This window comes from Vibrio penaeicida, assembly GCF_030689305.1.
In the GTDB taxonomy this organism is placed as follows: Bacteria; Pseudomonadota; Gammaproteobacteria; order Enterobacterales; family Vibrionaceae; genus Vibrio; species Vibrio penaeicida_B.
The window spans coordinates 177,474-190,531 of the sequence record NZ_JAUYVM010000009.1 but is presented as its reverse complement, the minus strand read 5'-3'; the positions used below and the strand labels follow the sequence as shown (position 1 = coordinate 190,531).

Sequence of the window (13,058 nt, the reverse complement as noted above, 5' to 3'; positions counted from 1 at the left end):
AACCCACACTACAAATTTATTTTAAGGATTCAACTTTTTATGCAGTGCAAAACTAGTTTTCGTGATGTGTTTTATATTTCAGACGGTACTGCAATCACCTCGGAGACCATGGGGCACGCGGTTTTAGGGCAATTTTCCATCGAAACGCGTCAAACAACCCTCCCTTTTGTAGAGAATATTGAACGTGCTGAATATGTTAAGGGCTTGATAAACAAAGCCTTTGAGGTGACTGGGAACAAGCCTTTGGTGTTCTTCTCTATCGTTATACCAGAGGTCAAGCATGTTATTGAGCAAGCCAACGCTCAATTCTATGATGTACTTAAATCACTGGTTGAACCGCTCAGTAAAGACCTTGGGCTAGAGCCAAAACCCAAATTGCAGCGCTCGCACAGCATCAGTAAAGATGTGGGTAGCTACATGGACAGGATCGCTGCAATTGAGTACACACTTGCCCACGATGACGGCATTTCGCTAAACAATCTCGACCAAGCCGACATCATTTTGCTGGGTGTTTCACGCTGCGGAAAGACCCCTACCAGCCTATATTTAGCCATGCAATTTGGAATTCGCGCCGTGAATTATCCTTTTATAGAAGAGGATATGGGGAGGCTAAAACTGCCACCGGGTATTGAACCTTTTCGATTCAAAACATTTGGCTTAACCATCGAACCTGAAAGGCTGCATGCCATTCGTGAAGGAAGAATGGCCAACAGCGAATACGCCAGCCACGATCAATGTCAAAAGGAACTCAATACGGTGGAATCCCTGTTTCGCCGAGAAGCGATCCCGTACCTCAACACCACATCGTTATCGGTTGAAGAAATTGCAACCCGACTATTGGATATGAGTGGGCTGCAAAGACAGATGTGTTAGAGGCTAATGTGTTAAAGACTAATGTATTAAGGCAGGTGTGTTAAAGGCTGATGTGTTAACGGCACTAAAACCGATTCATCAAATCCTGATTCGGTGACACCGACATTTCCATAAATTCACAGAACGCAGCCACCGCAGTGCTGCGTTCTCTTTTTCTTGACCACACTAAACCCACTTCCATATCGGGTACGTGATCCGCTAGTGGTCGAACTTCTACCCTTCGTCCTTCTAAAGACCACGGGCGATAGACCATGTCTGAAAGAATGGTGACCCCATAGTCGTTTGCGACTAAGCTGCGCACCGATTCCACTGAGGATGTACGAAAAATGGTATTGGGCTGATAAGGCGTTTGGTTCCAGTAGCGTTGTGCGGTGTTGCTCGCTTCATCCACCGTCAGCATTATGTAGGGGTACTGGGCAACATCGTGAAACGTCGCAAGCTTATTTTCCAGTAACGGATGGCTAGAACTGACCCAAAGCCGTCGGGGCGAACTGAGCAACGTTTGAAAACTGATGTCCTCTTGATTCATAAGGTTGGATGTCAGCATGAACGCCAAGTCGAAATCGCCCGACACCACCCCTTCTTCTATTTCGCTCCGAGTCGCTTCCACCAGTTTCACTTCTACTTTTGGATAGCTGCGTGAGAAACGTGTTAGATACGGCGGAACAAAATACCCAGCTACGGTGTAAGACATCGCCAGCTTGATCACCCCTTGCACTTGATTGGAACTGCGGTGCGAAAGCAACATAGCCTCTTCGATTTCTTTTACGATGTGTGTCGCGTGCTGATAGAACTGATTGCCTTCATACGTCAACAGCATGCCATGAGGCTGCCTAATGAATAAATTCACATTCAGCATTTCTTCCAATGACTTTATTGCCGTAGTGATCGCAGACTGAGAAACGTGCATGGCATTGGCCGCTTGGGATACCTGCCCCGAATCGGCGGTCGCGATGAAGTAACGTATCTGCTTCATGGTTGGCTGCATTTCTGTTTTCCTTAACACATGTATTAATAAATTAGATATCAAGGCATTTCACTGCCTTACTCACCGACTAACCGACAACGACTTACCCCTGATATTTCATATTGTTAAATGGATTTCATTTCTTTAAATCACACACAGCTTGGGTATCTAAATTTTAGATAACACTTCATAGAAATCCATATTTTACATATCAACGCTGCAATTTTAACCTGTTATTAACAAATGAAACAACAGCCGAAACGGATTCATCACGGCGAACACCACTCGTTAAACAACGTTCGAATAACAGGGAGAAGAACGATGAAACGAAACACCTCAAATGCAGCATGGCTTACGTTAACCGCAGTACTTGCTGCGTATTACAGCCCAAACATCAACGCCAAAGATTGGTATCCGTACACCGTGGATGTTTGGACAAACCCTTTTGATATGGCAAGTAACCGAGAAGTCATGGATTACCAGCCCGTCGACAAAGCTGAAAAGCCATGGGACATCTGTGTGTCTTTCCCCCACCTTAAAGACGCTTACTGGACGGCAGTAAACTACGGTGTGGTTGCAGAAGCCAAACGCTCAGGCGTTGGAATGCAGCTTGTTGAAGCAGGCGGTTACACCAATTTAAATACCCAGATATCGCAAATCGAAGACTGCGTTGCTTCGGGGGCAGATGCTGTCGTGATTGGTGCCATCTCGTATGAAGGTTTAAACAATCTGGTCAAAAACATTACTAAATCCGGCATTCCTGTTATCGATATCGTTAACGGTATGTCTTCACCGGATTTATCCGCTAAGTCTTTAGTGTCGTTCGGCGAAATGGGTTCTAAAGTCGGGCAGTATTTAAGAGAGATTCACAAAAACGGATCAGATAAGGTCAAAGTAGGCTGGTTTCCTGGTCCTCCAGGCGCAGGCTGGGTAGAAGCTGGAAACAAGGGCTTTCAGTCAGCCATTAAAGATTCCAACATCGATGTCGTTGAAACCAAATACGGCGACACAGGTAAAGAAGTTCAGCTCAAGCTGGTTGAAGACACGCTAGAAGCTCACCCAGATATTGATTACATCGTGGGCACCGCTGTCACTGCAGAAGCGGCCACCAGCTTACTGAGAGCACGTGGGCTCACCAATCAAATCAAGGTTCTCTCTTACTACTTTACCCCCGGTGTTTACCAAGGTATTAAACGCAAACTCATCCTCGCTGCGCCTACTGATTCCGCGGTTATTCAAGGTCGCGTTGCGATTGACCAAGCCATTCGGATCCTCGAAGGCAAGCCGTACACCAAGCATGTAGGTCCGCAACTCTATGTGATTGATGCAGCCATTGTTGATCACTTCGATCGCGACAGCTCATTGGCACCAAACGGCTTTAAACCAACGTTTTCGGTGAAGCCTCAATGATGGTCGGTTCAAACCCAATCCTCTCAATGCACGGGATACACAAACAGTATCCCGGTGTTAAGGCACTCGATGATGTGGACTTCACATTAGAAGCCGGTGAAGTGCACGTATTGTTTGGTGAAAACGGAGCAGGTAAATCCACGCTGATTTCCATTATTTCAGGTGCAAACCAACGCACGGCTGGCGAAATGCGATTCCACAATGAAGACGTGCATTTCAAAAACGTGTTTGATGCTCGACAAAAAGGAATCAGCGCTGTTTTCCAAGAGTTCTCATTGGTTGACACACTGACGGTGGCACAGAACCTTTTTCTCGGTGAAGAACCCATGAAATCAGGCATGCTCGATAACGAAACTTTGCAATATAAAGCGCAAGAATTGCTCGACACCATGGGGTTTCAGCTCAACCCAGATTTGAGTGTCGGTGAGCTGTCTCGCGCAGAAAAGCAAATGGTCGAGATTGCCAAAGCGCTGCGGGGGGAACTGGCGGTGCTTATTCTCGATGAGCCCACCGCGTCTCTTACTCATCAAGAAACCGAGCAGCTTTTTAAACTGGTAGAGCAGATCAAGCAACAAGGTGTCGGCATTATTTACATTTCGCATCGCATGGCGGAAATACGCCGCATCGCCGATCGCATCACCGTTTTAAGAGATGGTCGCTACATCGGTACTAAGGCTTGTGAACAGGTCAATGAAAAAGAGCTGATCACCATGATGACAGGGCGCGTGATGGATCAGGTTTACCCTGAAATCCCCTTCACTCCCCAAAGTACCGTGTTGGAAGTAAAGAACTTATCAAGCCGCGATAACGCCATACAAGACCTTTCTTTCTATGCGAGAGAAGGAGAAATAATTGGCTTTGCTGGGCTGGTTGGTTGCGGGAAATCGGAAGCGCTAAGAGCCTGTTTTGGGTTAGAACCCATTCAATCCGGCAAGGTGATTTTTCAAGGCGAGAATGTCACTAGCTTATCGACTCGTGAAATGTTGGATCGGGGATTCTTTTACAACTCCCGAGACAGAAAAGCCGAAGGTTTGGTGATGATTCGAAGTTGCCGAGAAAACATCAGCTTGGCGGCCATCAACACGCCCTCCTATTCCGGTGCGACGGGCGCATTAAGCCTTAACCATGAACGCCAGCAAACCTCAAAGCTGGCCGACAAATTGAAGCTCCACCCAATGCAAACCGAGCGCGATGTTGGTCAGTTCAGTGGAGGGAATCAGCAAAAAGTGTTGTTGGCCAAATGCCTCACTCGCGATGTGTCTTTGTATGTCTTTGATGAGCCCACCGTCGGGGTAGATGTCGGCACACGAGCAGAGATCTATCGCTTCATCGCGAGCTTATGTGAACAAGGTGCGGCGGTGGTGATCATTTCTTCTGATCTACCGGAAGTCGTCAACCTTTCCCATCGTTTATACATCATGCGGCACGGACGAATCGAAGCGCATCTTCAGGGTGACGATATCACCGAACCCAACGCACTCGCTCACTTCTTTGAATCCATGGAATCTCAAAATGAGGCACTCAACAATGAACAGTGACCCTATTAAAACCAGTCACGCAGCTTCTGACCTCATAAGCTCGAAAGCAAGCGGTTCGAACGCTAGCAGTTCGAAAACAGGCGGTTCCAAAGCAGCGGGTTCGCCATCAAAAGGAAATGCAATGAACTGGATGAAACGCCTATTTGTCAAAATTGGGGTATTACCCATATTAATGGTGATTGCAGTCACCATATTCGCGACGGCATCGGACAACTTTCTGACCGCACGAAACTTACTCAACCTTTTACGCCAATCTTCTTACCTCATTATGGTGGCGATAGGTCAAATGTTCGTCTTGCTGACGGCAGGCTTCGACTTATCGGTGGGCACCATTATCGCCCTTTCTTCTGTAGTTGGTGCCACCACCATGGCGGCGGTGTATGCCTCTTTTCCTGAAGCCATTTATATAGCCATCTTGCTTGGCGTTCTTGCTGGCGTTGGCGTTGGTTTGGTCGTCGGGTTTATCAATGGCGTAGGCGTGGCACACTTTCAAGTCTCCCCTTTTGTGATGACACTGGGTATCTCCTCTGTTGGCTTTGGTGTCGCTCTTTATATGACGGGAGGATCTCCTGTTTACGGTATGCCCGTTGAATTTGGTAACACCTTCGGGTTTGGTAGCATTTTAGGTATTCCTACGCCAATTTTAGCGGCATTCATCATGACTATTGCCGCCGTCATTGTGGTGAATCGAACCCGTCTGGGGCGCTATTTCTACGCCGTCGGTGGCAACATTCACGCAGCGCAGCTTTCTGGTATCAACACACACAAAACCTTGATGATGGCTTACCTATTGTGCGCCCTATTTGCGGCATTGGCAGGCATGTTAATTACCGCAAGGCTAGATACAGGCGAAGCCAATATTGGGGCAGCCATGCCATTGGAGTCTATCGCTGCTTGTGTGATTGCTGGCGTCAGCCTGCGAGGCGGCGTTGGGCGTGTCGAACATGTTGTTCTAGGAGCCATCTTCATTAGCTTGGTTCAAAACGGCATGAACTTAACGCGCGTCGAATCTTACTTACAAACCGTCGTGATTGGTGCGTTACTCATTTTCGCGGTCATTGTCGACCAAATCCGTATTCGTATGCGAGCCAGCTTGGGCGCGCACTAACCCCTTCAACATCATAAACAGGTATTAATATGATCAACATAAACAGCATGATCAATATAAACAGCGACATGGGAGAAGGGTTTGGTATTTACAAGCTAGGTGATGATGAAGCGCTGATGCCCTACATCACCGAAGCCAACGTTGCTTGTGGCTTCCACGCGTCAGACCCAAACCACATGAAGCACACCGTAGAGCTTGCCAAACGTTATGGCGTAAAGGTGGGCGCGCACTTTTCACTGCCCGATCTACAGGGGTTCGGGCGACGGAAAATGCACCTAAGCCAAGCCGAGCTGCACAACATGATCGTTTATCAGATTGGGGCTCTGAAAGGCTTTCTGGATATGTTGGATATGCCACTTAACCACTTAAAGCCACATGGGGTGTTGTATGGCATGGCCGCGTCCGATCCAGAAATCGCGGAAACCATCGCCAATATCGCGTTGCATTACCAAGTACCCGTATTCGGTTTAACCGGTACTTGCCACGAGAAAGTATACAAAAGCAAGGGTGTGGGCTTCGTCGCCGAGTTTTTCACCGACCTAGACTATGATCAACATGGGCACTTGGTGATCACTCAAACTCACGAAGCAACCGACCCAAACTATGCGGCAACACGAGTAAAAAAAGCCGTAGAGCAAGGTGCGGTAACAGCAACAAATGGAGATGAGATCCCCGTGGTTGCCCAAACCGTTTGTGTACATTCAGACACCCCAAACGCACTGGACATCGCCAAGGCAGTCAACAAAACACTACAGCAACACCTGCCTTCACGAGAACGAACCTTAAAAAGCCAAAAAGAATTATCCACTGATGGATCGTCAATCTTCAAGGAGTGAACCATGTCAGACAAAGAAATCATCTGCCCACTACCGGGCGTGTTCTACCGTTCATCGGCACCTGAACAGCCTTTTTATAAACAAGCGGGAGACACCCTATCGCCTGGTGATGTCATCGGCTTAGTTGAGGTGATGAAATCCTTTCACGAAATCAAAGCAGAAGTGTCAGGCGTTATTGATGACTTTTTGCTGGATAACGAAACACCCGTTAACGCTGGTCAACCTATCGTCCGGCTTAAATAACGCGCTGAATGTACACAAGGAATTGTTATGAGTATTCAATCTATTCTTATCGCAAATCGCGGTGAAATAGCGGTGCGGATCATCCGTGCAGCCAAAGAAATGGGGCTCCGCACCATTCAAGTTTACAGCGAAGCCGACAGCGAATCGCTTGCGGTTAAATTGGCAGATGAAGCCATTTGTATTGGCCAGCCTATGGCAAATCAAAGCTACCTGAATGGCGATAAAATCATCAAAGCCGCCATCGATTCCAACGCGGACGCGATTCACCCAGGTTACGGATTCCTATCAGAAAACGCTGAGTTTTCAGATCAAGTACGCGCAGCCGGATTGCGCTTTATCGGTCCCGATGGCGACACCATGCGAAAAATGGCGGATAAAGCCGTTGCTCGCGAAACTGCCATGACCGCGGGTGTTCCTGTCGTTCCCGGCAGTGCCCCCTCCATCAATCCAGACGCCGCGCTGCAGCGCGCCAAAGAAATTGGGTTTCCTGTCATGATCAAGGCGTCAGCTGGTGGCGGTGGTCGAGGAATTCGAGTGATTGAACAAGCCGCTGACTTTCTAGAGCAATATCATCAAGCCTCTGCGGAAGCACAATCGGCGTTTGGTGATGGCACCTTGTACTTGGAAAAGTTCATTCATCAGGCTCGGCATGTTGAGGTTCAAATCCTCGCAGACGGAACCAAAGCGATTCATCTATTTGAACGTGAATGCTCGCTGCAACGCCGACGCCAGAAAGTATGGGAAGAGGCACCTTGTTTTGTTCTTCCGAGCTCCGTTAGAGAAGCCATGTGTCAGTCCGCGGTAGCGTTAGCAGAGAGCGTTAACTATCAGGGTGCTGGCACCATTGAATACCTCTATGACGACGAAACGGAAGCCTTCTACTTTATCGAAATGAATACACGCATACAGGTAGAGCACCCCATTACAGAGTGCATTACTGGCGTCGATTTGATTCGCGAGATGATTCTGATTGCCTCTGGTCAGCCGCTGGCGCTTCAGCAATCCGATATTGAAATGCGTGGGCATGCGATTGAGATCCGCTTAAATGCAGAAGACCCGTTTAATGGATTCCTGCCCTTCCCCGGCATCATCAGCCAATTTACTCCCCCGATGGGATCTGGGGTTCGATTTGACGGATTAATCTACTCCGGATTTGCTATTCCCCCTTATTACGATTCGCTGCTAGGAAAGCTCATTGTATGGGATAGCACGCGAGAAAACGCCATTAAACGCATGGCAAGAGCCCTCGATGAATTGGAAGTAACTGGCGTAAAAACCACCCAGCCTCTATTTCAAAAGCTATGCAAAGACAACGATTTACTCACTGGGCAGTTCAACACTGCGTGGCTAGAACGTTGGTTAGAGAATGAATCCGAGTCTGATACGAGCAAGGACAGCTCCTACTCTCAAGCATCTTAAGGAACGACGATGAAAACACGCTACTCCTATGGCGGAGACGAACACATATTTGTAGAGGTTAGCGAAGAGATGTCACTTGCTGCCTTTTTCAAAAGCTTGTCGATGACGCAAGCTATCCGACAAGCAAACATTCAGGGGGTAGAAGAAATCTGCCCTGCAAATGCGTCTTTTCAGGTGAAATACAACCCTGACATTTGCGCCCCTTCAGACATGCTGAAAACCATACAAGACCTTGAAGCGTCTATGGCACAAAACGAAGCGAAAATAGACACCCGCATCGTTGAAGTGCCCGTGTATTACCAAGATCCATGGACGCATGAAACACTGATGCGATTTAGAGAAAGGCACCAAGATCCAGAAGGCACCGATCTTTCTTACGCCGCGAGAATCAACGGCTACGATTCGATTGATGCGTTTATTGAAGCGCACGCCAATTCCCCTTGGATGGTAACCATGGTGGGGTTCGTTTCAGGGTTGCCTTTCATGTTTCAAATGGTGGAGCAAGAAAAGCAAATCCAAGTCCCGAAATACGTTCGCCCAAGAACCGATACCCCAAAACTCACGGTCGGCTACGGCGGATGTTTCTCGTGCATTTATTCGGTGCGCGGCGCGGGTGGATATCAAATGTTTGGAGTGACGCCCATGCCCATCTACGACCCAAGCCAGAGCGTGGCTCACCTTAAAGACTTTCTCGTCTTCTTCCAGCCGGGGGACATTGTTAAGTTTCGTGCTATCAATGAGGCGGAATATCACCAAATAGTAGAGCAGGTAGAAGCAGGCACCTACCAACCTGTAATTAAACCAGTCCAATTCTCTTTGTCTGAATTTGAAGCAAACATGGGCAGCTACAACACCAAATTAAAGGAGGCACTGTATGAGCATTAAGGTTATTCACCCTGGTTTAGCGACAGCAGTGCAAGATCTTGGTCGTAAAGGGTATTTTCATTTGGGTATTCCGGTTTCAGGTGCCATGGATAGATTTGCGTGCCGATGCGCGAATTGGCTGGTCGGAAACGATGAAAACGCGGCCGTGTTGGAAGCGGTGTTTATGGGACCCAAACTGGAATTTTCGACAGGCTGCACAGTTGCCGTGACGGGTGCAGAAATGACACCAATGGTCGATGGTGTTGCACAAGAAAACTGGACAAGCTTTCGAGTCGAGGCTGGCCAAAACCTCACGTTTAGCCACCTTACTGCTGGTGCAAGAATCTACATTGCCGTTAGTGGCGGAATTGATGTGCCAGAAGTATTGGGTAGCCGTTCGACCTACACACTCGGTGCGCTTGGCGGCTTTGAAGGTAGACCCATTCAAGAAGGTGACAGCCTACCCGTTACTGATCTGTCGGTTTCTAAACAACCTAATACCAAAGAAAGCTCTGCCTTTGTCCGACGTCACCTACCTGAGGCGTTACGTCGTAACGCAGTCAACTCAAACAGCTCAAGCACTGCTCTTCGAGTCGTGACGGGATTGTACTGGCATCGCATTACCGAAGCATCTGGCAAACAGTTTTTTGCTGAAGAATGGCAAGTCGCGCCCGAAGCGGATCGCATTGGTTACCGCTTTAAAAACGGTACACCTCTTGAATTCATTGAACGCGACCAGCCTTTTGGCGCCGGATCGGACCCTTCCAACATCGTTGACGGTTGTTACCCCTACGGTTCCATTCAAGTACCAGCAGGGAAAGAGCCCATCGTATTGCACCGTGACGCGGTGTCAGGAGGCGGCTATTTCATGATTGGCACAGTCATTTCGACAGACATGGATTTGATTGGTCAAATGCAGCCAAATGCTACCACTCAATTTGTGGAGGTGAGCATGGAAGATGCCCTGAGTGCAAGACGTGATCATCAAGCGCTGCTCGACGCCGCCAAACAGCACATCGAGCAAAGTGGAGTAAGCCAATGACGTTACTTCAACACCGCGCCTTTGTGAATGGTCAATGGGTGGAAAGCGCAACGGGCCAGAGCTTCTCGGTTTATGACCCAGCGAACGGCAATGAAATCGGTACGGTTCCAGATATGTCGGGCAAAGAGGTCGTTTCAGCTATCGATTCCGCAAATAACGCTCTGCAAACTTGGCGAAAACTGACTGCCAAGCAGCGAGCCGAATATTTGATGAATTGGCATCAACTGATTCTAGAAAACCAAGCCGATTTGGCTGAACTGATCACCTTGGAATCAGGTAAGCCGTTATCGGAATCACTTGGGGAAGTCGCCTACGGGGCTTCATTCATTCAATGGTTTGCTGAAGAAGGGAAACGCGCGTACGGTGATGTTATCCCGTCTACATCAGCAGACCGTCGTCTACAAACCTTGAAGCAACCCGTTGGTGTCTGTGCTGCCATAACGCCTTGGAATTTTCCTGTCGCGATGATCACGCGCAAGCTGGCACCTGCTTTGGCGGCCGGTTGCACCGCTATAGTCAAGCCAGCGGAATCGACGCCATTTTCAGCGCTCGCGCTGGCTTCGTTGTCACAACAAGCGGGTATTCCAGAAGGCGTCATCAACGTGGTAACCGCAGCCAAAGGGGCAGAAATTGGTGCCGTGTTGTGCGACAGCCCAACAATCCGAAAGCTGTCTTTTACTGGTTCAACAGACGTTGGTAAAAAGCTGTTAGCACAATGCGCTAATACCGTAAAACGCGTTTCCATGGAGCTGGGTGGCAATGCGCCTTTCATTGTCTTCGATGATGCCGATCTCGAAGAAGCCGTAGAAGGCGCGCTTGCCTCTAAGTTTCGTAATGCTGGTCAAACGTGCGTATGTACCAATCGAATATTGGTGCAATCCGGTGTCTACGCACAATTTTCTGAAAAATTCGCCAGAGCCGTCAGTAAGCTCAAAGTGGGTTCGGGTATGAATCCGAAGCATCAGATCGGTCCTTTGATTAGTGAGCCAGCAATGGACAAGGTCGATGCTCATATCCGCGATGCTTTGAGCCAAGGTGCGCAATTGCTCATCGGCGGCTCTGGCCACTCTTTGGGTGGTTTGTTTTATCAGCCAACCGTCATTGCCGATGTCACACCCGCAATGCGAATCGCATCGGAAGAAACGTTTGGCCCCGTCGCCCCCATCTTTCGTTTTGAAACGGAAGAACAAGCGATCGAAATGGCCAACGACACCGAATATGGCTTGGCGGCGTATTTCTATTCCACCAATATTCATCGCTGCTTACGCGTTAGTGAAGCGCTGGAGTACGGCATGGTGGGCGTGAATGAAGGAATCATCTCCAACGAAGTTGCCCCATTTGGCGGCATCAAACACTCTGGATTAGGGCGAGAAGGGTCACGATCCGGCATCGAAGAATATCTGGAAACCAAATACGTCTGCTTTGGCGGGCTTTCTTAAAAAGGACAGGACACCTCAAATGAATAATCAGTCACTGATGGATCGCCGAAACAAGGCGGTGCCCAGAGGCGTGGCTTCGGCTACCCCTTTGTTTGTGAAACGCGCTCAAAACGCTGAAATTTGGGACGTAGAAAACCGACGCTTTATCGATTTTGCGGCTGGTATTGCCGTTGTCAATACAGGGCATTGCAACCAGGCTGTCACACAAGCCGTTATCGACCAAATTGATCGCTTTAGTCACACCGCTTTTCAGGTTGCAGGCTATGAGACGTATATTTCCCTTGCCGAGCGCTTAAATGAATTAGCCCCCATTGACGATGCAAAAACCCTGTTAATGACGACGGGTGCCGAAGCGCTGGAAAACGCCGTGAAGATCGCGCGCCACTACACCAAGCGCCGTGGTGTGATCGCTTTTCATGGCGGCTTTCACGGTAGAACCATGCTAACCATGGGGATGACGGGGAAAATCGCGCCATACAAAGAGGGCTTTGGTCCCTTCCCTGCCGACATTTTCCACGTGCCCTTCCCTGTGCCTTATCAAGGCATAGATACGAGCTACACCATGAAGTCGCTAGAAAAGGTATTCAAAACGGACATCTCCCCCGATTCCGTTGCTGCCATTGTTATCGAGCCTATTCAAGGTGAAGGGGGTTTTTACGCCGCACCTAGCGAATTGATGACAAAATTGCGCAAGCTATGCGATGAACACGGTATCGTTTTGATCTTTGATGAGGTGCAAACTGGATTCGGTCGAACCGGAAAAACGTTGGCTAGCGAGCATTTCGATGTACAACCCGATTTGATCACCGTAGCGAAAGCACTCGCTGGAGGCTATCCACTTTCAGGGATCATTGGAAAACGTGAACTGATGGACAGCCCAGCGCCAGGTGGTCTAGGAGGTACATACGGTGGAAGCCCTGTCGGGTGTGCTGCCGCTCACGCCGTTTTGGATGAAATCCAAAGCCAGAACCTTAACCAAAAGGCACAAGCGATAGGTCAGAGAATTCACAAAGCAATAAGCCATATTAAGGAATCGCACACCAACATTCCCGTTGCGTATATTCGCCATGCTGGCGCTATGATTGCCTTTGATTTTGTAAACGGCGAAACCCCTGCTCCGGAATACGTTGCACCGTTTATTGCAGAATGCCGAAATAATGGTTTGATCGTGTTGCCATGTGGGCAATTTGGTAACGCTATCCGCTTACTGCCTCCACTCACCGTAGAGGACGAAATAGTAGAGGAAGCGATCGACATTATACAAAGCGCGCTTATATCTTGTACCAACTCCAATCGCAGTAAGTAAATGTTAAGAAAGC

Annotated in this window: 12 protein-coding genes; 11 read left to right on the top strand and 1 reads right to left on the bottom strand. The window is 48.7% G+C overall.

The window, feature by feature from the left end:
* Nucleotides 1-39 precede the first annotated feature (39 nt).
* The gene (ppsR, locus tag Q8W40_RS16050; protein WP_305398631.1) at nucleotides 40-873 is read left to right on the top strand and encodes a posphoenolpyruvate synthetase regulatory kinase/phosphorylase PpsR; all 834 of its coding nucleotides are present in this window, start codon (nucleotides 40-42) and stop codon (nucleotides 871-873) included.
* 64 nt (nucleotides 874-937) lie between these two features.
* Here the strand turns inward: ppsR and Q8W40_RS16045 are convergent, their stop codons facing one another.
* Nucleotides 938-1,861, bottom strand: a complete 924-nt coding sequence (locus tag Q8W40_RS16045; protein WP_305398630.1) for a LysR family transcriptional regulator — start codon at nucleotides 1,859-1,861, stop codon at nucleotides 938-940.
* A gap of 300 nt (nucleotides 1,862-2,161) precedes the next feature.
* On the opposite strand from Q8W40_RS16045, the gene torT reads away from it, so the two are divergent.
* The 10 genes from torT to gabT are packed head-to-tail and all read left to right on the top strand — an operon-like array spanning nucleotide 2,162 to nucleotide 13,045.
* The gene (torT, locus tag Q8W40_RS16040) at nucleotides 2,162-3,250 is read left to right on the top strand and encodes a TMAO reductase system periplasmic protein TorT (RefSeq protein WP_305398629.1); all 1,089 of its coding nucleotides are present in this window, start codon (nucleotides 2,162-2,164) and stop codon (nucleotides 3,248-3,250) included.
* Nucleotides 3,247-4,788, top strand: a complete 1,542-nt coding sequence (locus Q8W40_RS16035) for a sugar ABC transporter ATP-binding protein (RefSeq protein WP_305398627.1) — start codon at nucleotides 3,247-3,249, stop codon at nucleotides 4,786-4,788. The genes torT and Q8W40_RS16035 overlap by 4 nt, the downstream gene beginning before the upstream one ends.
* Nucleotides 4,763-5,896, top strand: a complete 1,134-nt coding sequence (locus tag Q8W40_RS16030) for an ABC transporter permease (protein ID WP_305398625.1) — start codon at nucleotides 4,763-4,765, stop codon at nucleotides 5,894-5,896. The genes Q8W40_RS16035 and Q8W40_RS16030 overlap by 26 nt, the downstream gene beginning before the upstream one ends.
* Nucleotides 5,897-5,925: 29 nt before the next feature.
* A complete protein-coding gene (pxpA, locus tag Q8W40_RS16025; RefSeq protein ID WP_305398623.1) occupies nucleotides 5,926-6,732 on the top strand; it encodes a 5-oxoprolinase subunit PxpA in 807 nt (268 codons plus the stop codon).
* A 3-nt stretch (nucleotides 6,733-6,735) separates the two neighbouring features.
* Nucleotides 6,736-6,975 (top strand): acetyl-CoA carboxylase, encoded by a 240-nt coding sequence (locus tag Q8W40_RS16020; RefSeq protein WP_101109852.1) that lies wholly within the window; start codon nucleotides 6,736-6,738, stop codon nucleotides 6,973-6,975.
* Between the two features lie 27 nt (nucleotides 6,976-7,002).
* Nucleotides 7,003-8,394 (top strand): acetyl-CoA carboxylase biotin carboxylase subunit, encoded by a 1,392-nt coding sequence (locus tag Q8W40_RS16015; RefSeq protein WP_305398622.1) that lies wholly within the window; start codon nucleotides 7,003-7,005, stop codon nucleotides 8,392-8,394.
* Nucleotides 8,395-8,403: 9 nt separating this feature from the next.
* Nucleotides 8,404-9,279 (top strand): 5-oxoprolinase subunit B family protein, encoded by an 876-nt coding sequence (locus tag Q8W40_RS16010; RefSeq protein WP_305398621.1) that lies wholly within the window; start codon nucleotides 8,404-8,406, stop codon nucleotides 9,277-9,279.
* Nucleotides 9,269-10,300 carry a biotin-dependent carboxyltransferase family protein gene (locus Q8W40_RS16005; protein WP_305398619.1) on the top strand — a complete coding sequence of 344 codons (1,032 nt, stop codon included), beginning with the start codon at nucleotides 9,269-9,271 and terminating at the stop codon, nucleotides 10,298-10,300. Before Q8W40_RS16010 ends, Q8W40_RS16005 begins: the two co-directional genes overlap by 11 nt.
* Nucleotides 10,297-11,739 carry an NAD-dependent succinate-semialdehyde dehydrogenase gene (locus tag Q8W40_RS16000; RefSeq protein WP_305398617.1) on the top strand — a complete coding sequence of 481 codons (1,443 nt, stop codon included), beginning with the start codon at nucleotides 10,297-10,299 and terminating at the stop codon, nucleotides 11,737-11,739. The genes Q8W40_RS16005 and Q8W40_RS16000 overlap by 4 nt, the downstream gene beginning before the upstream one ends.
* Before the next feature lie 19 nt (nucleotides 11,740-11,758).
* On the top strand, nucleotides 11,759-13,045 hold the full coding sequence (gene gabT, locus Q8W40_RS15995) for a 4-aminobutyrate--2-oxoglutarate transaminase (protein WP_305398615.1): 1,287 nt from the start codon (nucleotides 11,759-11,761) through the stop codon (nucleotides 13,043-13,045).
* Nucleotides 13,046-13,058 lie beyond the last annotated feature (13 nt).